Origin of the sequence: Frankia sp. CcI49 (assembly GCF_001983215.1) — a bacterium.
Lineage (GTDB): Bacteria > Actinomycetota > Actinomycetes > Frankiales > Frankiaceae > Parafrankia > Parafrankia irregularis.
Map to the genome: position 1 here is coordinate 152,905 of NZ_MOWP01000026.1, position 22,275 is coordinate 175,179.

Genomic DNA, 22,275 nt, shown 5'->3' on the forward strand with positions numbered 1-22,275 from the left:
TCGATGAGGGCGATGGTTCGGACGGACGGGCTCACCACGGATGATCGGGGCGACGCTGTCGTTCAGCTCGCCGCCACCGCTCCGTGAGGGTTCAGACGGAGAATCCGCCGATGTGCGCACGCCGGGCCGGCCAGCGCGCGGACCGATCGGCAAGCTGGTCCGGGCCTGACGGCCCGGACCGCACCGGCATCGTTCAGCGGCGCTCGGCGTCGACCGGCGATGCGCCGTTGACCGAGGTGGCCGGAGTGACCACGGGGCGGCTCTCGATCGGGAGCGGAGCGACGGGCTGCGCCGCGGGGGCCGCGGTGGCCGGGGCCGGGGCGTCGTCCTCGCGGAGGCCCTTCGTCTCGGCCTTGAAGATGCGCAGCGACCGGCCGAAGGAACGGGCGGCGTCGGGAAGCTTCTTGGAGCCGAACAGCACCATGACTACCAGCGCGATGATGATGATCTCGGTCGTGCCAAGGTTGGGCATGGCAGGCGTCCTCCAAAATGCAAATGCCGGTGCGGTCGGGAGACCGGTGCGGTCGATGCTACGTCGGTCAGCCTAGGAAGCGATAGACAGTAACCGGGTATCCCGCAGGTGACGTCTTCGCAACGCGAAGATGATGAGCTGCCTCACCGGCACTTTCCGCTACAAACCGGACCGCCGACGCAGGGCATCCAGGACACTCCGACCACGGTTTGTCGCGCGCTGCCAACCTCGGGCGACCCACCCTCCGGTCGATCAGCGACGGATACCGGCCGGCATTCGGTGCCGGACCGCCGTGACGCAATGACCCTGCGAGGCCATACAGCGAGCCCCACCACCACACCATCACCCGGCGTCGCCATCCGGAAACCTGGCGCGGCCACCACCGAAGTCGACTTCCTCACCTCGCGTTGGCCGCCGGCCTCCTCACCTCGCGTTGGCCGCCAGCCGGGCGGCGACATCCACGGATTCCAGGCGCTCGGTCAGTTCCGACACCTTGTTTCCGAGGTCGGCGGCGCGGTCCTTCAACTCGAAGGCCGCGGATTTCGTCGCCTTGATCTGCCTCCACAGCCGCAGGGCACAAAGCGCCAGCACGCCGAGTGAGCCGAAGATCATCACCAGATGTACGAGGAGCAGAGGCACACCCATCACCCTATGATCTCGTCGCCGTACCCGGCGAGCGCGCGGCCCGCCAGCTCGTTCACGCTCGCGGCGACCGACGCCGGCGCCACCTCGCGCACCAGCTCGCCGAGGCCGAGGACCAGCCGGCTCAGCCACGCCAGGTCGGCCACCCGCAGCACCACGCTGACCCCCCCCGTCGGGCAGGTCACACACCTGGGACACCGGGTAGTAGTCGACCACCCAGCGCGCCCGCGGATCGAGGTCGAGCCGGACCGGGATGTCGTCCGGCCCCGGCTGGTACACCCCCTCGGCGGTGTCCCGGGGGGTCGCGTCCGGCGGCGGCTGCGCGGCGACCTCCAGGACGTCGACGCCCGCGCGGCCATCGATCCGGTCGAGCCGGAACAGACGCACCGCCGACGCCCGGTGGCACCAGCCCTCCAGGTACCAGTAGCCACCGCGCACGAGGACCCGCATCGGGTCGACCTCCCGCTCGGTCATCTCGTCCCGGGCCCAGACCAGATAGCGCAGGCGCACCCGACGGCGCAGGCGGATCGCCTCCTGCAGTACCGCGAGCACCTCGTCGTGCGGGTCGAGCGCCACCCGCACATGGCGGGCCGACTCGTGACCGACGGCCTCCTCCACCTTGCGCACCGCCCGGTCGAGGGCCTCGCGGCCGGTCAGCCCCGGCACGTCGGTCAGCGCCCGGGCAGCGACGAGAAGCGCCATGGCCTCGTCGGCCGACAGCCGCAGCGGCCGGTCAAGGGTCTGCGGGTCGACCACGGTCACCCGGTCCCCGGAGTAGCTCACATCGATGAGGTCGCCCGGAGCACCACCGGGAAGCCCGCAGACGAACAGCAGGTCGAGGTCGGCGCGGAGCTGGCGCTCCGTGATCCCGAACTCGCTCGCCGCGTCCTCCAGCGACACCCCCGGGTGGGCCCGCAGCCACGGAACCAGCGCGAGCAGGCGGCTGAACCGATCCACCGATCCGCTCACCTGGGCCCGGTTCCCACCGCCGCCGCACGGGCCACCGGCGATGCCGCCGGCGTTGGCAGTGCTGTCGCCGCGACAGTGGCCCGCAGCCTGCGGACGACCTCACCGCGCAGATCCGCCGGCTCGAGAACGACCACGTCGGGACCATAGCCGACCGCCCAGCGGGCGAAGCGTTCCAGATCGGAGAACTCGACCTCCAGAAGATCACCGCCCGGGAGGCGGCCCACCCGCTCCGCTGCCGCCGCCCGAGCAGGCCCCGCGGGACGCCCATGGCGGCGCAGCGCATGGCCACAGCCACGCCGGACCCACAGCAGGGCTGTGCGGGAAGGTTCGGTGGGCTCCGTCGCGGACACCATCGCCCGCAGATCCACCTCGGGTGGCACGGTGAACGCCTCGGCCGGGCCGACCGCCCGCACCGGGCCGGTCACCCGCGACAGCCGGAACACCCGCGACGCCTGCCGGTTCAGGTCGTGCCCGACCAGATACCAGCGGCCACGCCAGGACAACACGCCCCAGGGCTGCAGGTGCCTCTCCGTGTCCTCAGTCTGACCAGGGCGGCGGTAGGGGAAGCGCACCTCACGCCTGGCCTGGACGGCGGCGAGCACGGCCTCGAACGCCGGCTCCGTCGCGTCGACCCTCGGTTCGAACCCCGCGAACCCGTCGGTGGACCCGAGGCCGCCCAGGCCGTCCGCCGCGTCGAACCCGGCCGCGGGCCCGGAGGAGACAGCCAGCGGGTCCGGCCCGCGCAGCGCCGCGGGACGGACCGGCGCCCCGGCGGCGGCGAGCTTGCGCAGCGCGCTCGCCGCCGGCGCGGCCAGTGCCTCGCTGGACCACAGGGAGGCCGCAAGTGCCAGCGCGGCGAACTCGTCGGGATCCAGTGGGATCTCGCCGAGCGCGTAGTCGCCGCGCGGGATGCGGTAACCGAGCTCGTCGCTGAAGGCCGAGTCGGAACCGGTCTCGACCGGGATGCCGATCTCACGCAGCGACTGCTTGTCTCGCTCGAACATCCGGCGGAACGCCTCCCGGGCCTCCTCCGACTCCCCCGGCTCGTAGCCGTCCACCATCTCCCCGATCTGGGACACGGTGAGGAAACGCGATGTCGCCATGAGGCACATCGTCAGATTGAGCAGGCGCTCCAGCCGTCGGCGGGACACATCTGATCAGGCTAGCGGTACTCGGTGTGATCTCGGCAACCGGCCTGCCGCGATGACCACGCCGATCGTCAGCTACGCCTGCTACTCACAGTTGCCCGGAGGTCGAGCCCGCCGCGCCCCCGGAGCCGCCGCCGGCGGCGTCGCCGCTGCCCACGGCGAGCAGGTCGACGATGAACACCAGCGTGTCGTCGGCCTCGATCCCCGCCGCCGGCTGGCCGCCCATCGGACCGTAGCCCAGGTCGGGCGGGATCACGATCAGGCGCCGACCGCCCTCCTTCATCCCGGCAATGCCCTGGCCGAAACCGGTCACCGTGTTCTGCAGCGGGAACGTTTCGGGGGTGCTGCGGTCCCAGCTCGCGTCGAACTGCTTGCCGGTCTTCCAGATCGTGCCGGCGTAGTGGATCGTGACGGTGCTCGACGCGCTCGCCACCTTGCCGTCGCCGGCCACCAGGTCCTTGGTGACCAGCTCGGACGGCGCCTCGCCCTCGCCGGCCGCCGCGACGGGCTTGCGCTTGAGGTCGGTGGCGTTCTCCACCGCGGGCGTACCTTCCCCGACCGCGGTCGCCGCCGCTGACGGCGCCGCGATCGGAGCGGCCTTGGTTCCGTCGGGGGCGTCCGACGAGCTGCACGCGGCCATCGGCACCAGCAGCACGGCGGGGAGAACGAGGCCGATCAGCCGGCGACGATGACGGGCTGCGACGTCACGGGAGAAAACGGTCACGGAAACTGAGATCCTCTGCTTGCGCGGGACGCCGGCACGGCAGGCAACACCGCCGCCGCGTTCGGCGCCACGCTCCGGACGAGCTGGCTGCACATGTGCAGACGACTGTAGAGGACCACACACCGACCACCCGCGACCTGGCTGCGGCAGAACACCCCGGCCGCGCCGAACGCCCTGGGCTGCTCGCGCCTACATGCTCGCGATCAGCTTGTCCACCCGGTCGTCGACCGAGCGGAAGGGGTCCTTGCACAGCACCGTGCGCTGCGCCTGGTCGTTGAGCTTCAGATGGACCCAGTCCACCGTGAAGTCGCGCCGCTTCTCCTGCGCCCGCTTGATGAACTCCCCACGCAACCGGGCCCGGGTGGTCTGCGGCGGAACCGACTTGGCCTCGAAGATGTCGAGGTCGCGGCACACCCGCTCGACCAGACCGGCCCGCTCCATCCGGTAGTAGAGCCCGCGCTCGCGGTGGATGTCGTGGTACTTCAGGTCCAGTTCGGCGACCCGCGGCGACGACAACGGCAGGCCGTGCCGATGCCGGAACCGGTCTATCAGCACGTATTTCGTCACCCAGTCGATCTCCCGGGCGACAAGCTCCAGATCCTCGGTCTCGATGGCCAGCAGGGTACGGCCCCACAGGTCGAGAACCCGCTTCGCGACGGCATCCCCGCCGCGCCGCTCGACGAACTCCACCGCCTTCGCGTAGTACTCACGCTGGATGTCCAGCGCGCTCACCTCGCGGCCGTTGGCGAGCTTGATCCGACGCTGGCAGGTCATGTCGTGCGAGACCTCGCGGATGGCCCGGATCGGGTTCTCCAGCGACATGTCCCGCAGCACCACACCAGCCTCGATCATGCGCAGCACGAGGTCGGTCGAGCCGAGCTTGAGCAGCATCGTCGTCTCGCTCATGTTCGAGTCACCGACGATGACGTGCAGGCGACGGAAGCGCTCCGCATCGGCGTGCGGCTCGTCGCGGGTGTTGATGATCGGCCGCGAACGGGTTGTCGCCGAGGACACCGACTCCCAGATGTRCTCGGCGCGCTGCGAGATGCAGTAGACCGCGCCACGCGGAGTCTGCAGCACCTTGCCCGCACCGCACAGGATCTGGCGGCTGACCAGGAACGGCACCAGCACGTCGGCCAGCCGGCTGAACTCCCCGTGCCGGCCGACGAGGTAGTTCTCGTGGCAGCCGTAGCTGTTCCCGGCCGAGTCCGTGTTGTTCTTGAACAGATGGATGTCGCCCGCGATGCCCTCCTCCCGCAGCCTGCGCTCGGCTTCGACGAGGAGGCCCTCCAGGATGCGTTCACCGGCCTTGTCGTGCGTGACGAGGTCCGGCACGGAATCGCACTCGGGAGTGGCGTACTCCGGGTGGCTACCGACGTCCAGATAGAGCCGGGCGCCGTTCTTCAGGAACACGTTGCTGCTGCGCCCCCAGGACACGACACGCCGAAACAGGTACCGCGCCACCTCGTCCGGAGACAGCCGCCGCTGCCCTCGGAACACACAGGTGACGCCGTACTCGTTTTCCAGGCCGAAGATGCGGCGATCCACGAGACCGACCCTATGCTCGGAAGCCCTCCTCGCGCGGCGAGACGCCATGGCTGATCTCGAGTCCACCCTCTCGGGGTCGTACGATCTGCCCCGTCACCGGCGTCGTGCCCACCTCCGCGGGGGCGGGCTCACCCGGCAACGGGGCTTCCGGCCCACGGGCGCGCCCGGCGCCGGCCCGCTCCCGGCCGACGAGCATGAGCGCGATCCCGGCCACGGCCCAGATCGTCAGCACCGCCGCGGCCCGGCCCCCACCGGCCCCGTCGAAGTAGAGCGTCGACCGCGCCAGGGTCACCCCCGCGCCGGGCGGCAGCAGCTGGCCGAACCCGCCCCACGGGGTCGGCAGCATCTCCGGCGCCGACGACGCCCCGGACAACGCCACCCCGACCACCGTCAGGGCGACGGCGGCGACGAGACCGCGCACAGCGGCCACCGCGCCCAGCCCCATCACGGGCGCGGTGACCGCAGCGGTGATCACGGCCAGCACGACCACGCTGCGCAGGAAGTTGTCGGGCAGCACATCAAGACCACCGCTCAACGCCAGCGTGCCAGCCACCCCACCGGCGGCCACGAAGCACGACAGGCCCACGAGACGCTGCTGCCGGGACCGGCCCGAACGTGCCAGCAACACGCCCACCGCCGCCGCGATCAGCACCAGCGGCAGGTACCCGGCCGACACCCCGCCGCCCTGATGATCGGCGGCGGCGTTCGGGACGACGTCCACGACCGGGATGCGCAGATCGGGAAACGTCATCGCCATACCGCGCACCAACGCCTCGGCGACCGCCGGGCTGGCGGCGGAGGCGAGCCGCAGCGACAGGCCGTCCGCGGTGAAGACGAACGCCGCGTACGCCTTGCGGTCGCGCAGTGCGCGGTCGGCGGCATCGGCGTCGGCGACGACGGTCACCCGCATGGCACCGGGTGACATGTGCTCCACCTCGTCCATGAACGCCTGCGTCGACTGCGCCGGGCCCGCCACGAGCACCGGCAGGCCACGAGGACGCACGGAGGTGACGGTCGAGCCGTAGAGGCRGACGATCAGGCCGAGCAGGACAGCCATCCCCACGGGCAGCGCTGCCGCGCGACGCACCACGGTCAGGCTGCGGCGTTCCACTGTCAGCACCATCACGCCTCCACTACCTGTCCGCTACCTGGCTGCCTGTCCACTGCCTGGCCACCGTCGGCGGCTACTGCCCTACACAGGGCGACCAGGGGGCAGCGTCCCGCAGGTCAGGGCGTCCGGGTGGGGTGGCATCAGGGGTGGCGTGTCCGGGTGGGACCACACCGGAGGCCACATCGCCCGCGTCACCGACACCGCGGCGGAAAGGTGCGCGCCGCGGGCGTCGACCACGACCCGGCCGCAACCGGGTGGGAGCGGAAGCGGGATCCGAAGCGGGAACATCGGCCCGGATGGTGCTGCCCTGCCCCGCGCGGGGGAAGGATGGCCGCATGACAGCCGAGGCCAACGAGAAGCACACGCACGACCATCTGCGAACCGAGGTGGCGGCCCGGGACCGCACGCCCGCGACCGTGACCGCCCCTGCCGCCGACGACCCGCCGCGCGGCGGGATCGTGGTGATCCAGGACGCCCGCGGGATCACCCCCTACCTGCTGTCCGTCTGCGACGAGCTGGCCGATGCGGGCTATCTCGCGATCGCGCCCCACCTGTACCACCGGGACGGCATCGCCGAGGTCGACCCCACCGACGGCTGGGCTGGCGCGATACCGCAGATGGGCACGCTCACCGGTGACGGCATCCACGCGGATGTGGATGACTGCCTCGCGCACCTGAGCGACGTCGGCCTCGACCCGTCCCAGACGGCCGTCATCGGCTTCTGCATGGGCGGGACCGTGGCGCTGGCCACGGCGAGCCGCCGGCCACTCGCCGCCGCGGTGTCGTTCTACGGCGGATCGGTCAGCACCTCCGCCTGGCCCGGAGTGCCCCCGCTGCTCGACATCGCGCCGGCGCTTATGGGCCCCTGGCTCGGCCTGTACGGCGAGGAGGACGCCCTGATCCCGCTCACCGACATCAACGAGCTTCGGGTCGCCGCGGCCCGGTCGGGCCAGCCGACGGAGCTCGTCAGCTACCCGGGCGCCGGCCACGCCTTCCACAGCCACGACCGGCCGGCCGTCCACCGCCCCGAGGCGGCCGTCGACGCCTGGCGGCGGACGGTCGACTTCCTGGACCAGCGGGTGCGCCCGGCCTGAGCAGGCCACGCGTCGGCGCGCCCGGCAGTCCGTGAAGGGAGGCCGCGAGGCACCCCGAAGATCTTTTCATGCCCTCGACGGGCGCGCGAGGCCGTGCAGGAACCAGATGCAGGTGTCCACGGACCGCCAGAAGACCTCCAGGTTCAGTTGCTCGTTCGGCCCGTGGATGCCCGCGTCGGGCAGGGTGAAGCCGAGTAGCACGACCGGGATGCCGAAGATGTCCCGCATGAGGGACACGGCCGGGATGGTGCCCCCGGAGCGGAGCAGAACCGGCGCTCGCCCAAAGCCATGCCGATAGGCCTGCGCGGCCACCCGCATCGCGGGATGGCCAGGCATGGTCTCCGCGGGGCCGGTCGAGGAAACCACCCGCAGTGTGGCCCGGACCGTGGTCGGCAGCGTGCCGGCGATGTGGCCGCGCAGCGCCTGGACCACTGCCGCAGGGTCCTGGCCAGCCGCCACCCGGACGTTGACAGTCGCCGACGCACACCCCGGAATCGCCGTCACCCGATGATCCCCGGACCGCAACGAGATCACGTTGAGCGCTGGCAGCAGCGTGCTCCGTTCGTAGGCTGTCGGACCGGCCATCCCCCACAACGGCCTGCCACCCGCACTGCTGCGCAGCTGCGCGTCGGTCGGCCCGTGCGTCCGCATCCGGCGCCGCTCGGCGGGCATCGGCCCGCGCACCCCGTCGTAGAAACCGGCGACGGCAACCCGGTTGTCCGGGCCGTGGAACGACGACAGCAGGTCGGCCAGGGCGTGCGCCGGATTGTGAACCGCCCCACCGAACGCCCCGGAGTGCACATCACGTGGCTGACCGCGGACCTCGATCTCGAAGGTGATGGAGCCCCGCAGCGCGTGGACAAGCGCCGGCCGGTCCGGCCCGAGGATGCGGGTGTCGGACACCACGGCCACGTCTGCCGCCAGCTCGTGGCGATGATGGAACAGCGCGGCCCGCAGATGCGGGCTGCCGATCTCCTCTTCGCCGTCGAAGACGCAGCTCACGTTCAGCGGTAGCTGGCCCGCACTGCGGGCGACCGCCGTCAGCGCCGCCACGTGGGCCATGATCGGCCCTTTGTTGTCGGCCGATCCGCGCCCGACGAGGTTGCCGTTGCTGACCACCGCTGTGAACGGGTCGGTGCGCCACCCGTCGCGAGGTGCCGGCTGTACGTCATAGTGCCCGTAGATGAGCAGATGCGGCCGGCCGGGACGGTCCGCCGAATGGCCGATCACGATCGGGGGCCCACCGCCGGTCGGCACGAGGCGGGTGTCGGCGAGCCCGGACCGCCGCAGTCGCCCGGCCAGCCATTGCGCGCAACGGCCCAGGTCGCCGGCCTGGCCCGGTTCGGCGCTGACGGACCGGAACCGCAGGAAGCGGGAGAGATCTGCCATGACCTCCCTGCGCGCCGCACGCGCCGCGGACATCGCGGCGCGTGGACCTGCGTTCAGATCACACCCCGGGTGGCTCCCCGACCGCTTTCCGCCATCGGTCGCAGCGGTGCCCGGCCCTGAAACGGCAGGACCCGCGCCCCTGATCGCCGTTCCGCCGCGCCGAGCGCCTCCGCGCTGGTCAGCCACTCCTCGGCGTACTCGGCGATCTCAAGCAGCAGCATCTCGAACTGCACCCGGGAGGTCTGCAACAGGTGCGGTTGCGCGAGCCATCGCAGCACCTCACGGCCGGCAACCGCCATCCGCTGCCGCGGAGAGGTGACCAGACGCTCGTGGAAGTAGCGGATCAGCACCTCCTCGACCACGTCCCACGCGTTGTCCGCACCGAACAGCCGCCTGATGTCGTCGGACTCCAGCACGCGGAATGCCTCGTCGAGGACCTGCATCACCTCCACCCGCAACACGTTGAGGTGGCCGAACGAGGCGAACTTCAGGTTGTTGCGCAGGTCGAGGCCAGCCCGGCGCACCACCGCGATGCTGCCGAAGCTCGGGTCGTAGGAGCGCTCCCGAATAACGTCGGAGATCCGCTTGTCCCGCCAGAAGAGCGCGACCTGGTTGACGAAGTGGCTGTACTGCCGATGGAACTCCACGTTGCGCCGGGATCCTCGGGGTACCGCGGCGGCCCCATAGCCCAGTACCCGCGCGTACGCGGCGGCTCTGTCCCGACGGGTGTAGCGCAGCACGTCACGCCGGTCGAACTGGTAAAGGCCGTACGCGCCGGGCCCGCCCGACAACCGGACGGTTCCGGCCCGGAACAGCTCCTGGAGCTTGCGGACGACCCGGAAAACCCCCAGCCGCTCGTGCTGGTAGATGTAGTACAGATCGCCGACGGCGATCATCCTCTCCGAGGTGACCGACTCGTCGTAGGGCACCACCCCGGTCGGGATGCGCGTCTGCCCCAGTTCCTGTGCCGCTTCCGGCCCGACGCCGATGAGCGCCGCCAGCCCCCTGTCCGGCGGCACCGGCTTGGCCGCGTCCGCGGCGACGACACCCGCCAACAGGTCGTCCACCTGGCGCACCAGCGCATCGGCGAGCTGCGGATTGGCGATGAGGTCGGTGCCGAGTTGTTTGGCCAGCTGCTCCCGCAGGCCGGCGACGCGGTCGTACAGGGCCTGGTACTCCTGCTCCGTTGCCATCTGCTCCTCCTCCAGCCGACACCTGGGCCGGGTCCAGGGCCTCGCCGGCCACCGACCACCGACCGGCTATGCGACCCGCACGTCCTGAGCCAGCTGATCCACCCGACGCAGGTAGGCGCGCAGCTCGTTGAGTGGGTGACGGACCCGGGGATGACGCATTCCGGCCGGCAGCCCGGGGTCGAACCCGATCGCCCCCAGCAGGTCCTCCACCAGCCCCCCGAGCCGGCCGGCCGTGGTGATGACAGCCCCCATGGCCCGCCGCCCACCTTGTTGCACGAGCTCGCGGGCCTCCTGGCCGGCAAACGAGGCGATCCAGCTCAGCAGCTCGGAGACGAGCATCGCCCGGCCGTCACTGGTCCGGAACTGGGCCACGTTGCGCTCCGCGCTGCCCACGAAGACCGAATCCAGGGCGGCGACGACCTCGTCGGTGGACTCCGCCACCACCTGCAGCGCGGTCGAGAGCAACACCAGCCGGGTTCCCAGATCCCGCCCGAAGGATCCGTCACGGAACGTCTTCCAGCTGGCCTCGACCGTCACGATGTGATCCTGCAGCAGWAGGAAGGAGGAGAGGTTCTGCTCTTCGGCCACGGTGTTGACCCGGCCCGGCTCGAGCCCGAAGACCCAGCTCAGATAGCCCACCATCCCGCCGCGAACCGGTTTGTTGCCGATACCGACGACATCCTGCTTGAGCAGGATCTCGAACAGGTCGTCAACGCGGGGCACCCGAGGGCCGCCCTCCGCCCCGAGCTCGTTGACCACGGCGCTGAACTCCGCCTGAATGATGCTGCGGGCCGCGTCCATCTCCTCGACATCGACGTCCGCACGCAGCGGTGTGAGGCCGTGCAGCAGCGGCAGGACGGCGGCGAGCGAATCCCGGGCACGCGCGTACAGGCTCGCCTGCGCCCCGGTCACCGCCCCACCCAGCTCCGTCTGGCCGACGTAGCTGCGCGGCCGCCAGGTGACCACTGATCGTCCCGCGACCTCCGTCCGGTCGAAGGACGCGTTCAGCGCCGCGACGAACGCCGTGCTGTCGGTGTGACGGGGCAGCCTTCCGAGGGTCTGCTGGATGGCGCCGTCCACGATGCGCTGCAAGCTGTCACGGCCGGCGCCGGGTGCGGCCGCGGCCGAACCGCCGCGCAGCCCGCCCGAACCACCGAGCCCGCCGAGATCGGCGGTGAGGATCGGGTAGGACGCGATGTCGTCGACGGCGCCGCGGATCCTCCCGATGTTGTAGGAGGGCCCACTCGGCCAGTTCCCCGCGGCCTCCAGTTCCTCGACCGCCTCCGTCGCCACGTCGTCGACCGCGTCGATCAGGGACTTGTACCGTGCCACGTCGCTACTGGGCGCGAGCCTGTCGCTCGCGGCCCTCACCTCGTCCGTGACGCCTCCCCGGACCAGCTCCCGGGTTGCGCGGAGCTCGATGAGCGCGAACTCGAGAACCCCCGCCATGCTCGGCTTGTCGCGCACCTGGGCCGCACTGTCGCGCAGCCGTGCCCCCTGTCGCCGGGCCGCCTGCAGGAAGGTGCTCAGATTTCCGGCGGATTCGTGCTGGCCGTTCTGCTGGAGCAGGGCCTGGACTGCGATGATCGCGTCAGCCAGCTCGTCGCACTGGTGGGCCAGCGAGAGCAGCGTCGATTCGACCGCCCGGTAGATCACGACTTTCCGCCTTTGCTCTCGATCTCCCGCTCCAGCGCATCCACCCGCACCGCGACATCGCCGCCCGACCGCAGGCCGACGAGCAGGGTCTCCACCGGCCCCGGCACCTCTTCTTTCGATTTCTCATACGCGTCGACCACCTCGTCGACCACCTGACTCATGCAGTTCCTGAGGTGCTGGACGTCGCCGAGGATGTCCGCCTCCAGGCGCCCCGGATCGTGCGGCCCGGGTCGCTCCTGTACCGCGGTGACCCTGGCCTTCATTCCGGCCACAACACCGCGGACGAAATCGAGGCGCCCCAGCAGCGCATCCCGGCGGGACAGCGGCCGCGGCCCGACGCCGACGACAGGCACCGACACCCGGCCACCCGCCGGCCACGACGCGAGACCAGGCAGGAGCTCCTCCTCCCGCGGCAGGCTGTGCGCGGCACCGAGAAGCTTCTGGCGCTCGTGGTCCAACGCCTGCGTGACCACGTCCAAGCCGGCATCGGCCGCAGCGGCCAGCGCCAGCGCGTCGGCATTTCCGCCTTCCTCGGTCGGGATGAGACGTCCTAGGAAGACTCCGATCCCTGAAGACAGTCTTTCCAGGCTTTCACCGATGCCGGTGATCGTTTTCTGCTGGTTCTCCACGGTCGTCGCGATCCGCGCCACCGATGCCTGCCCGCTGCGGGCCTGGGATTCGATCTCGTCCAGCGCGGAGACGACAGCCGTGATCTGGCTCTCGACAGCGTCACGTGAGGACGTGGATGTCGGCGGGATGYGCGGCAGGTAGCGCACGGCCTCACCCCCGGCCGTGTCACCGGAGAAATACCAGACCTCGTACCCGTGCTGGGCGAAGATCAGCTTTTGCCGGTGAACCTCCGCAGGGTCGGACCTGGCGGGCGCCCTGCCCCGCCTGGAGTCCGTCCCCGAGCCCGACGAGGACCTGAGGGTATAGACGAGTTCGGACGCGTTGTACGGCACGGAAATTTTCCAGAACAGGCCGAATTCGTCCGTATCGTCAGGCCCCTCGACTCGCCTGTCGCCGTCGACGTCGACTTCCAACGACCAGCCGTCGTAGTTCCCGTTCGGTCGGCGGTAGTGAAAGGTCACCGTCCTGGTCCTCGCTGACTGCTCCTCCCGCGCAGGGATGCCGGAAGGATCGCCCGCATCCGCAGAGGTCTCGATCACGAGCGTCTACCTCCTGGCCAGCTCTCGGTAGAAGTTGGTGGTGATCAGTTGAGGTGAGGCGAGTCGGCGGTCGACAGCGAAACGGGCGGCGCCGATCAGGAAGCGTTCCGGCACAACACCTGGATCGTCTCCGGTCGCGAGACGCCTGGCCGCCTCCTCGATCATCTGCTGTTCCTTGGCCTCGAACCGCAGGACCTGGGCAAGCGACCGGTTGCCGAGCGAGGGAAACGCCGTGTAGCACATCGCGTCCACAACCACCCGGTGCGCGTCGGGAAAGGTCGCCCGAAGCGGGCCGGGAAGCGACCTCGCGGCCGCGGCCGGATAGACCCGGCTCCAGATTCTCCGGAACAGGTCGGCGTCCGCGGTCAGCCCCATCCGGCGCAGCAGCTCAATACTCAGGTAGACCCGCAGATACGGCACCGGATGCGGGCCCCGCGGGTTGTAATGGGTCACGAACTGCGGGCTTCTGCCGATCACGTCGAACAGGGACGAGACCACCGCCGGCCCACCAAGCAGCAGGCCGGCGAGGTCGGCGAAGGTCTCCCGGTTCCATCGGACCCACACCGCCGCGACCGGAGCCGGTATGCCCTCGGCGCGCAGCCGATGGCCGACCAGCGCCGGAACGGCCCGCGCGAGTCCCAGGTCGTTCTGCAGATTGTGGGACACCTCGTGCAGGATCGCGCCGAGCGTCCACGGGTTCACCAGCCGGTGATAGGGAAGCTGGATGAGTGGGAAGGGGTTGAGATGACGTCCGAGTCGGCGCAGCGGCACCCCTCTCCGGAAGGTCGCCGGAGAGAATCCCGTCCGCATATAGGAGAAGGCCGCGGGTGCGGGAATCGATCGGGCCCGACCGAGACCGAGGTAGGCGTACTGGTAGCAGTCGAGAGCGATCCGGTCACAGCCCAGCAGCCACGTCCCGAACCGTGACTGACGCTGGCCGAAGAGCTCGAAGTAGAAATCCCAGATCCGCTCCGCCCGCCGGGCGGCGTCGTGCGCCGCCTCCTTCTGCCGCACGACTCGCCGCAGGTGGTCCCGCGACGGCACGTTCGTCGCCGCCAGGACCATCCGGTCCAGTTCTCGTGCCCGCAGCCGCAACTGCCCGCGCAGCAGATCGACCAGCTCGTTGGCGGCAGCGACCTGCCCTTCGGTCGGCGCCTCCGGCCCGGTGCCGAACTCGGCGCGAGTGAACGGGCGCAGCGCCGCCACATGGCGCTCCGCGTTGTCGGACTGAACCCGGACCCACGTGAGCAACTCTCTGGGCACCGGGCTGATGCCGGGGCGGGGCGCCGGGGAGCGGCGTGCGCCGACGCGTCGTGCCACTGGAGTTCCACGTGTCCCCGGCAAGGTCGGGGCAGGGGCTGTCATGTACCCACCGCCTTCTGGAATCGTCGCCTCGCCAGCAAGTGCTGCCGCACCCGGGTACGGCTGCCAGTCGCGCAGGCAGCCCAACCACGGGTGGCCAAGCCCCGGTTCAGATGCGCCGGGGCACCCCGCGGGCACCCGCGGTCGCCCGAGGGACGACCCGGGCACCGCTGAGCGGGACGACACGGGCAGGAACCAGCCGGCCGCTGGGCGTGCGGGCAACCACTACTCCTGGCGGTGGCCGCCGCACACCGCTCGGCGGGCGACGGAGGCCGGTGCCCGCCGCCCTGGTCGCCGCAGCCGGACGCGCCACCGTGCGGGTGGCCCGCACGTTGCGAGCGGCGACGTTGGAGATGACCCGTGGATTGGCGAGAACACGACGTGTCTGCTGCGCCATCACCTGACCGGCGATCCGGCGGTTCACCGGGAGGCCAGCGCTGGCCCGCCGGCTCAGTGTTCTGGCGGTTCCACCCACGATGTGGGGGACAGTGCGGATGACCTGCCGGGTGTCACGCCGCCGGTGGAGGATGCGGGTCAGCGCTGCCATGCCGTGAACAAGATGGGGCAGGAGCTCGAGAAGCGCACGGCGGTCACGAGCCGTCAGCACCTGTATGGTCGCCGCGCCCACGTACGCCTCGGCCTCGGCCTGCGTGTGCGCACGGGTCGCGGCCGCCGCCATCATCTCCGCGACTGCCCGGCTCCTCGCCGGTGTGGCCTCCAGCTCTCCTTCCAGCTCGCCCTCGCTCTCCGCCTCGCTGAGTGCCTGCGCAAGCCGACGGGCCACCAGACCACCGGCGGGTCCGGCGACCGCGGTGCCGACGATCTGAGCCGCATGGGGGGCGAGCCTGCGGGCTATGGGAGCGACTCTGCGCAACGCCCGCCGAATGAACTCCTCGCTCTCGAACTCGCCTTCCCACTCACCCTCGTACTCGTACTCGCCCTCGAGTTCCCACTCGCTCTCGAACTCGCCTTCCCACTCACCCTCGAGCTCGTACTCGCCCTCGAGTTCCCACTCGCTCTCGAACTCGCCTTCCCACTCACCCTCGAGCTCGTACTCGCCCTCGAGTTCCCACTCGCTCTCGAACTCGCCGGACCCGCCGCCGAGCGTTCCTCTCGCCCCACGGAAGCGAGACGAAAGGATCGCCTCCTCCTCCGCCTCCAGCTCGCTCTCCCCCTCACCCTCGCCTTCCAGTTCGAGCTCCGCCTCGTACTCGAGCTGCCGCTCACGCGTGCTCATGCAACCTCCCTCGGCTGGTGAAGCAGTCCTGTTGTAGCCCCAGCCGACGGTCGGCGCGTAGTCACTCGAAAGCAGGAAACTCGCTTGTGGTCCCTTTTCGATGGTCACACGTTCGAGTGATTGCGCGAACGTCGATATCAATTTACTATTGGGCATTTGCACCGACATGCCGCCAGAGGGCGGGGTGACGAAGGGGGCGGTGACCAAATGCCCGGATCGCCTTTCGGCGACCGCACCACGAACCAGGTTCCTCACCAACGAAGTCGCACACCCGTCGAGACGGCACTCCGGCAGCTCCTCGCCGCAGTCGACGAGTCCGGGTGCACGGACCAGAGCACCCTGTTGCTCGACATCACCATCGAAGGCCGCCGCTACCTGCTTACCCGCACACCCAGGAGCCCATTTCCAGAAAACGCGGAGATACTCAGCCCCCGCGAACAGGAAATCGCGCAGATGGTAGCCAGAGGCTACACAAACAAAGAAATAGCACGCACGTTGCAAATCAGCACCTGGACAGTCTCCACTCACCTGCGCAGAACATTCGCCAAGCTGTCCGTCTCGACTCGCGCCGCTATGGTGGCCCAGCTTTTCGACACGTCCCCCGCGCCGGCGCCCACCACCAGGCCCATGGGAACAGTGGCCCTCGGGTCGTCAGTCCCGGGCTTCACACCCGACAGTTTCCGGCAGCCCTGAGGCGAGAACACGGCCGCGCCGGCCGACACCGCTGGGCGGCGCGGCAGGTACGCCCGGTCTGAGCGGACCAGGTGCCGGCGAGCCCGCGGGTGTTCTCCCCGCGGGCGGGGTACACGGGGCAGCAGGCGGCACGAAAACCGGTGGGCGCCGCGGCGCCGGCAAGGTAATGTCCCGACCCGCGAGCGAGCACGACCAGAACCACGGCGCCTGACCGGCCCGAGCTGGACGGGTCGCTGGCAGCACGTGATCGAGCAGGTGAGAACACGGGAGAGGGTGGCCATGGCCGCGCGGATTTTGACCGCTTCAGACGAGTCGTTCCGTCCTGTCCGCAAGGCCTCTGCCTGAGCCCCGCCACGACCATCCGGCCAGCCCGGCCGGGTGGTCTCGAGTTCGCCTGGCGGGTCAGGGAGGCCTCATCCCGAAGGTCTCCACCTTGTCTTCTCGTATTCCGTCATCCTCGCAGAATCCGCCGTTTCCCCGGAATCCCTCCCTACCGCCGACCCTCGACCCCCGGTTGCCCTCCTCCGCCGGCCTCCCGGCGGGCCCACCACCCGCGGGCCCACCACCCGCGGCCCCGGGCACGCCGCGACCTCTCCTGAGCCGCTACGGCTGGACTGAGAAGGACGAAACCGCGTTCACGGCCCGTCGCCGGGCGGGTCAGGCACCGGCCCGGGTCGTCCGGCGCGACCGGAGCAGATGCAGCCTGATAAGTGAGCACGGGCCGTGCGAGGCCGAGATCGGCCGGGACGTCGCGGCCGACCCGCTCCTGTCTGCGTGCACCGGCGACTGGGTTGCCCTGGGCGCGCCCAGCCCGCGACGACCGGCTACGCATGACCCGGCCAGCGCCGCCGTGATCCTCGAGGTACTCCCCCGACACAGCGTGCTGGTCCGCGCCACCGCCGGCGGGCGCTCCACCGGCCAGGCTCTCGCCGCGAACATCGATCTGGTGCTGGTCGTCGCGGCGCTCACCGAGCCACCACGAATGGCCCGGCTGGAACGGCTGCTCGCACTGGCCTGGGAGAGCGGTGCCAGACCGCTGATCGTCCTGACGAAGGCCGACCTGGCTGTCACCGGAACGGCCACCCACTCGGAATGGCTGTCTGCTGCGGCGGCAGTCGCACCCGGCGTCGACGTCCTCACCGTGAGCGCCGCGGACGGACTCGGCATGGACGAACTGCGCGGCGAGCTGGCCGGGCCCAGCCCAGCCGGTCGCTCCGCCGTGCTCGTCGGACCTTCCGGCGTGGGGAAGTCCACCCTTGTCAACGCCCTCGTCGGCACGGACCTGCTCGCCGTCGGGCCCGTACGGGCCAGTGACCGGAAGGGCCGGCACACCACCGTCCGCCGGGAGCTGATCGCCCTGCCCGCCGGCGGAGTGCTGATCGATACTCCCGGCATCCGCGGCGTCGGGCTCTGGGGGGCCGGTGACGGCATCGACTCGACCTTCGCCGAGATCACCGAGCTTGCGTCCGGCTGCCGGTTCACCGACTGCGAGCACAGCTCCGAACCCGGATGCGCGGTGCTCGCCGCGGTCGAGGACGGCTCCCTGCCCAGTCGAAGGCTGGCGAGCTACCGGAAGCTCCAGCGGGAAAGCACCTGGATCCAGGCCCGTCACGACGCCCGGCTCGCCGCCGAGGAACGGGCGCGGTGGAAGAGCACCCACAAGGAGATGCGTCGGCTGTACGCCGACCGTGAACGTCAGGGCCGGCATCGATGAGCCGAACCTGACGGTGCAGCGGCCGAGCCCCTACGGCGGCAGGGCTGACTGAGGCGCGGCGCCGTCCCGGGGCTGGCCCCGGGACGGCGCGGTGAGACAACCGCCCGTGTCAGGACGAGGAGGGTGCGGACTCCGCCAGGAGGCTTTCGAGCTGGCTGCCGGCGATCCGCTTGAACAGTCGCCGGCTGCGGGTGCGGTCGAGCATCGCGACCTCGAGGTTGGCGGCCGTCAGGGTGCGCTCGCCGTTCTGTGCCGTTCCCGGAGGGGCACCGGCGGTCAGCGCGGACACGGCGACCCTCAGCGCGGTGGCCAGCGGCTGGCCCTCGGTGTGGTGCTCGCGCAGCGAGGTCATCACCTGCTCGGACTGCCCACCGATCGCGATGAAGCCACGCTCGTCCGCGATCGAGCCGTCGTAGGTCAGTCGGTAGATCTGGTCCGCCGCGGCGGTCTCCCCGACCTCGGCGACGACGATCTCGACCTCGTAGGGCTTGATGCTCTCGGTGAAGATCGCACCCAGTGTCTGCGCGTAGGCGTTCGCGAGTGCCCGGCTGGTAACGTCACGGCGGTCGTACATGTAGCCCCGCGTGTCCATGATCCGGATGCCCGCGGTGCGGAGGTTCTCGAACTCGTTGTACTTGCCGACCGCGGCGAAACCGATGCGGTCGTAGATCTCGCTGATCTTGTGCAGGGTCGAGGACGGGTTCTCCGCGACGAAGAGGATCCCGTCCACGTAGGTCAGGACGACCACGCTCCGGCCGCGGGCGATGCCCTTGCGCGCGTACTCGGACTTGTCCCGGACCTGCTGTTCGGGACTCGCGTAACCGAACGGCATGGTCACGTCAGCCTCCTGGATTCTGCGCGCGGGCGTCGATGAGCGACTCGACCACCGGGCCGACCTCGTCATCGGTGAGGCGGCGGTAGCCGTCGGCGGTCACCGAGGCGACGATCGGGTACAGCTTGCGGATCAGGTCGGGCCCACCGGTCGCCGAGTCGTCGTCGGCGGCGTCGTAGAGAGCCTCGATGCTGATCCGGACCGCGTCGTCGGCGCTGAGGTCCGGGCGGAAGCGCTTCTTGAGCGAGCCGCGGGCGAAGACCGAACCCGACCCGATCGACTCGTAGGTGCGCTCCTCGGACTTCGCCGCGGCGACGTCGTAGGAGAAGATCCGCCCCTGGCCGGTCTCGGTGTCGAAGCCGGCGAACAGCGGGATGACCGCGAGGCCCTGCATCGCCATGGGAAGGTTGCCCTTCACCATGAACGCGAGCCGGTTCGCCTTGGCGTCCAGGCTCAGCGTGGAGCCCTCGATCTTCTCGTAGTGCTCCAGCTCCACCTGGAACAGGCGGATCAGCTCGGCGCCCACGCCGGCGGTGCCGGCGTACCCCACGCAGGAGAACTCGTCCGCGTGGTGGACCTTCTCGACGTCCCGCTGGGCGATCATGTGCCCCTGTGTGGCACGGCGGTCGCCGGCCATGATCACACCACCGGGAAAGGTCACGGCCACGATGGTGGTGCCGTGAGCCGCGTCGGTCACCGGAGCGGGCAACGGGCCGCGGGCGCCCGGAAGCAGTTCCGGCGCCGCAACGGACAGGAAATCGGTGAACGACGACGTTCCCGGCGTCATGAACACAGCCGGTAGACGCCCGACTCCCGATGGATCAGGCACGCATCCCCCTTCAGATAGTCGATCATTCCCCCCGGCAGCGTCGGATGGCCCCTTGGCCCAGCCCGCCGCCGCCGCCGGTGACGCACAACATGCCACGTGAGGTCGCGTGACGGGCGGCCGCAGTGGCAGTGGCCCCGCTCCGTCCCACCAGGGCCACACCGCGCCGGGCGCTCGACCCGGCCCGATCCGACCCTCCATCGGGACCAACCGGACAGCGGGCCAGCGCAGGGCGGAAGCAGCGCAGGGCAGGAACAGCACCGACCAAAGCAGCGCAGGGCGCAGCGCCGCAGCCCTCCGCGGGCCGGTCAGCCGGGCACGGCGAGTGCCCGACCTGACCGCCCGCGGGGACGACAGACCCTACTGGCCGCCCTTCTGGACGTATCCCTTCACGAACTCCTCGGCGTTCTCCTCAAGAACGTCGTCGATTTCGTCGAGCAGGGAGTCGACGTCCTCGGAGAGCTTCTCGTGCCTTTCCTTGAGGTCCGAGGCAGCGGATTCCTCGACCTGGGCCTCGCCACTCTCGTCGGTGCGGCGGCTGGTGTGCTGCTGCCCGCCACCGCTGTCCCTCTGGGCCATGGGAGCCTCCTTCGATCGCCTGGGGCGACACTATCCCGCTCCACCGACAACTTCCGATGGACCGGTGCGTGCTCCACTCCATCACGAACCTGCGACGACGTCGCCTCGTCCGCCGAGGGCGCAAAAACTCCGACCACCCATGGCACCGTCCGCCATCCCCGGATGAACCGCCGCCTCGCGGTGCAGGCCTCCGGAGACACGCCCACCAGAACGGTTGGGTGTCAGTTCCCCGACAGAGCGTCCACCAGGTCGGAAGCGGTACGGCAACGGTCGAGCAACGCACCCACGTGGGCCTTGGTGCCGCGCAGCGGTTCCAGGGTCGGCACACGCTGCAGCGATTCCCGGCCGATGTCGAAGATGACCGAATCCCAGGACGCGGCAGCCACCTGCTGCGGGTACTGCGCCAGGCAGCGGCCGCGGAAGAACGCCCTGGTGTCCTCGGGAGGCTCCGTCATCGCGCTGGTGACCTCATCCTCGCCGAGCAGCAGGTTGAAGCGCCCACGCTCCACCAGGCGGTTGTAGAGGCCCTTCTCCGGCCGGACGTCGTGGTACTGCAGGTCGACGAGCTGCAGCCGGGGCGAGTCCCAGCCGAGCGTGTCGCGCGAGCGGTAGCCCTCCAGGATCGACAGCTTCGCCACCCAGTCCAGCTCCCGTGAGCAGGACATCGGGTCGACCTCCAGGCGAGCGAGCACCGACTCCCAGCGCGAGAGCACATCGGCCGTCTGGGCGTCGACGTCCGCCCCCTGCCGGTCCTCGACGAACTTGCGGGCCTGCTCGAAGTACTCCATCTGCAGCTGGACCGCGGTCATCCGCCGCCCGTCGCGCAGCGTCAGCAGGTGCCGCAGCGACGGGTCGTGGGAGATGGCCCGCAGGGTCGCGACCGGCGCGTCCACCGACAGGTCGACCTCCAGCCAGCCCTCCTCGATCATGGCGAGCACCAGCGAGGTCGTACCCACCTTGAGGTAGGTGGAGATCTCGCTCATGTTGGCGTCACCGATGATCACATGCAGGCGCCGGTACTTCTCGGGGTCGGCGTGCGGCTCGTCGCGCGTGTTGATGATGGGGCGCTTGAGCGTGGTCTCCAGGCCGACCTCGACCTCGAAGAAGTCCGCGCGCTGGCTGATCTGGAAGCCCGCCTCGCGCCCGTCCGCGCCGATCCCCACCCGGCCCGCGCCACAGACGACCTGCCGGGAGACGAAGAACGGGGTCAGATGCCGCACGATCTCACCGAAGGGGGTGGACCGGGCCATCAGGTAGTTCTCGTGGCACCCGTACGAGACACCCTTGTTGTCGGTGTTGTTCTTGTACAGGTGGACCGGCATCGTGCCGGGAACCGCGAGAGCACGGCGGGCCGCCTCGGCCATCACCCGCTCGCCGGCCTTGTCCCACAGGACGATGTCGCGTGGGTTCGTCACCTCGGGCGTCGAGAACTCCGGGTGGGCGTGGTCGACGTACAGCCGGGCGCCGTTCGTCAGGATGACGTTCGCCAGCCCGAGGTCATCCTCGTTCGCGGGCGCGCTCGGATCGACCGCGGGCTCCCTGGGCAGCTCGAAGCCGCGGGCGTCGCGCAGCGGGGACTCCTCCTCGAAGTCCCACCTGGCACGACTGCCCCCGGTCGCGGCTCTGTTGGCGTAGGAGTTCACCACCAACGACGAGGCCAGCATCTGGTTTGTGTTGGGTTGACCGGGCACGGACACGCCGTATTCGGTCTCGATCCCCATGATCCGGCGCACGCTCACCCTGCAAGCGTAGGTGCTGAGGAGCCACCTGGGCGGCCGGACGGCGCCCTTGGTCGTTCCGACCCGTCCGCCCGGAAGGTCCTCGGCGACGGAAGCGTGGTCTTTGCGGGTTCCGGAACCAGGAACAGCAGCCCGAATTTTCATGATCACTTTTGGGGCGACCGTACGTCAACACCGT

19 protein-coding genes and 1 pseudogene are annotated in these 22,275 nt (G+C 70.3%); 3 read left to right on the forward strand and 17 right to left on the reverse strand.

What is annotated here, in order from left to right:
• Positions 1-193 precede the first annotated feature (193 nt).
• The 7 genes and pseudogenes from tatA to CcI49_RS22705 form a co-directional block, all read right to left on the reverse strand.
• Complete coding sequence (gene tatA / locus CcI49_RS22675; RefSeq protein ID WP_054566139.1) at positions 194-472, reverse strand: Sec-independent protein translocase subunit TatA; 279 nt, start codon at positions 470-472, stop codon at positions 194-196.
• Positions 473-895: 423 nt separating this feature from the next.
• Positions 896-1,111, reverse strand: a complete 216-nt coding sequence (locus CcI49_RS22680) for a hypothetical protein (protein ID WP_158230796.1) — start codon at positions 1,109-1,111, stop codon at positions 896-898.
• Between the two features lie 5 nt (positions 1,112-1,116).
• A pseudogene (locus CcI49_RS22685) lies at positions 1,117-2,083 on the reverse strand (WYL domain-containing protein).
• Entirely contained in the window at positions 2,080-3,186 is a 1,107-nt protein-coding gene (locus CcI49_RS22690) for a WYL domain-containing protein (RefSeq protein ID WP_235497828.1), read from the reverse strand. Before CcI49_RS22690 ends, CcI49_RS22685 begins: the two are co-directional and overlap by 4 nt.
• A 133-nt stretch (positions 3,187-3,319) precedes the next feature.
• Complete coding sequence (locus CcI49_RS22695; RefSeq protein ID WP_076829134.1) at positions 3,320-3,955, reverse strand: FKBP-type peptidyl-prolyl cis-trans isomerase; 636 nt, start codon at positions 3,953-3,955, stop codon at positions 3,320-3,322.
• A 189-nt stretch (positions 3,956-4,144) separates the two neighbouring features.
• Positions 4,145-5,503, reverse strand: coding sequence for a Pup--protein ligase (gene pafA / locus CcI49_RS22700; protein ID WP_076829135.1), 1,359 nt, complete (start codon positions 5,501-5,503; stop codon positions 4,145-4,147).
• A gap of 10 nt (positions 5,504-5,513) precedes the next feature.
• Positions 5,514-6,626: a hypothetical protein gene (locus CcI49_RS22705; protein ID WP_076829400.1), complete on the reverse strand. Its 1,113-nt coding sequence runs from the start codon at positions 6,624-6,626 to the stop codon at positions 5,514-5,516.
• Positions 6,627-6,949: 323 nt separating this feature from the next.
• Between CcI49_RS22705 and CcI49_RS22710 the strand changes: the two genes are divergently transcribed.
• Positions 6,950-7,708 (forward strand): dienelactone hydrolase family protein, encoded by a 759-nt coding sequence (locus CcI49_RS22710; RefSeq protein WP_076829404.1) that lies wholly within the window; start codon positions 6,950-6,952, stop codon positions 7,706-7,708.
• Between the two features lie 66 nt (positions 7,709-7,774).
• Here the strand turns inward: CcI49_RS22710 and CcI49_RS22715 are convergent, their stop codons facing one another.
• The 6 genes from CcI49_RS22715 to CcI49_RS22740 form a co-directional block, all read right to left on the reverse strand.
• Positions 7,775-9,097, reverse strand: a complete 1,323-nt coding sequence (locus CcI49_RS22715; protein ID WP_158230797.1) for a M20/M25/M40 family metallo-hydrolase — start codon at positions 9,095-9,097, stop codon at positions 7,775-7,777.
• A gap of 53 nt (positions 9,098-9,150) precedes the next feature.
• Positions 9,151-10,290, reverse strand: coding sequence for a hypothetical protein (locus CcI49_RS22720; RefSeq protein ID WP_076829138.1), 1,140 nt, complete (start codon positions 10,288-10,290; stop codon positions 9,151-9,153).
• Positions 10,291-10,356: 66 nt separating this feature from the next.
• Positions 10,357-11,946 (reverse strand): hypothetical protein, encoded by a 1,590-nt coding sequence (locus tag CcI49_RS22725; RefSeq protein ID WP_076829139.1) that lies wholly within the window; start codon positions 11,944-11,946, stop codon positions 10,357-10,359.
• Positions 11,943-13,037: a pullulanase-associated domain-containing protein gene (locus CcI49_RS22730; protein ID WP_076829140.1), complete on the reverse strand. Its 1,095-nt coding sequence runs from the start codon at positions 13,035-13,037 to the stop codon at positions 11,943-11,945. The genes CcI49_RS22725 and CcI49_RS22730 overlap by 4 nt, the downstream gene beginning before the upstream one ends.
• Positions 13,038-13,121: 84 nt before the next feature.
• Complete coding sequence (locus tag CcI49_RS22735; protein ID WP_198955599.1) at positions 13,122-14,435, reverse strand: hypothetical protein; 1,314 nt, start codon at positions 14,433-14,435, stop codon at positions 13,122-13,124.
• 151 nt (positions 14,436-14,586) lie between these two features.
• Positions 14,587-15,714 (reverse strand): hypothetical protein, encoded by a 1,128-nt coding sequence (locus tag CcI49_RS22740; RefSeq protein ID WP_076829142.1) that lies wholly within the window; start codon positions 15,712-15,714, stop codon positions 14,587-14,589.
• A gap of 207 nt (positions 15,715-15,921) precedes the next feature.
• Here CcI49_RS22740 and CcI49_RS44515 point away from each other — a divergent pair, with 207 nt between their 5' ends.
• Complete coding sequence (locus CcI49_RS44515; RefSeq protein WP_076829143.1) at positions 15,922-16,407, forward strand: helix-turn-helix transcriptional regulator; 486 nt, start codon at positions 15,922-15,924, stop codon at positions 16,405-16,407.
• Positions 16,408-17,113: 706 nt separating this feature from the next.
• A complete protein-coding gene (gene rsgA / locus CcI49_RS22750; RefSeq protein WP_241840205.1) occupies positions 17,114-18,121 on the forward strand; it encodes a ribosome small subunit-dependent GTPase A in 1,008 nt (335 codons plus the stop codon).
• Between the two features lie 109 nt (positions 18,122-18,230).
• On the opposite strand, the gene prcA is transcribed toward rsgA, so the two are convergent.
• From prcA to dop, 4 genes are all read right to left on the reverse strand, one after another.
• Complete coding sequence (prcA, locus tag CcI49_RS22755) at positions 18,231-18,959, reverse strand: proteasome subunit alpha (RefSeq protein ID WP_054566129.1); 729 nt, start codon at positions 18,957-18,959, stop codon at positions 18,231-18,233.
• Between the two features lies 1 nt (position 18,960).
• Positions 18,961-19,782, reverse strand: coding sequence for a proteasome subunit beta (prcB, locus tag CcI49_RS22760; RefSeq protein ID WP_193209700.1), 822 nt, complete (start codon positions 19,780-19,782; stop codon positions 18,961-18,963).
• Between the two features lie 357 nt (positions 19,783-20,139).
• Positions 20,140-20,358, reverse strand: a complete 219-nt coding sequence (locus tag CcI49_RS22765; RefSeq protein WP_054566127.1) for a ubiquitin-like protein Pup — start codon at positions 20,356-20,358, stop codon at positions 20,140-20,142.
• Positions 20,359-20,579: 221 nt separating this feature from the next.
• Entirely contained in the window at positions 20,580-22,097 is a 1,518-nt protein-coding gene (gene dop / locus CcI49_RS22770) for a depupylase/deamidase Dop (RefSeq protein WP_347280134.1), read from the reverse strand.
• Positions 22,098-22,275 lie beyond the last annotated feature (178 nt).

Excerpts from the sequence above, each read along its gene's own strand:
- CcI49_RS22690 (WP_235497828.1), bottom strand. The coding sequence starts at position 3,186 with ATGGCGACATCGCGTTTCCTCACCGTGTCCCAGATCGGGGAGATGGTG.
- tatA (WP_054566139.1), bottom strand. The coding sequence starts at position 472 with ATGCCCAACCTTGGCACGACCGAGATCATCATCATCGCGCTGGTAGTC.
- CcI49_RS22710 (WP_076829404.1), top strand. The coding sequence starts at position 6,950 with ATGACAGCCGAGGCCAACGAGAAGCACACGCACGACCATCTGCGAACC.
- CcI49_RS22720 (WP_076829138.1), bottom strand. The coding sequence starts at position 10,290 with ATGGCAACGGAGCAGGAGTACCAGGCCCTGTACGACCGCGTCGCCGGC.
- CcI49_RS22765 (WP_054566127.1), bottom strand. The coding sequence starts at position 20,358 with ATGGCCCAGAGGGACAGCGGTGGCGGGCAGCAGCACACCAGCCGCCGC.
- CcI49_RS22715 (WP_158230797.1), bottom strand. The coding sequence starts at position 9,097 with ATGGCAGATCTCTCCCGCTTCCTGCGGTTCCGGTCCGTCAGCGCCGAA.
- CcI49_RS22740 (WP_076829142.1), bottom strand. The coding sequence starts at position 15,714 with ATGAGCACGCGTGAGCGGCAGCTCGAGTACGAGGCGGAGCTCGAACTG.
- CcI49_RS44515 (WP_076829143.1), top strand. The coding sequence starts at position 15,922 with ATGCCCGGATCGCCTTTCGGCGACCGCACCACGAACCAGGTTCCTCAC.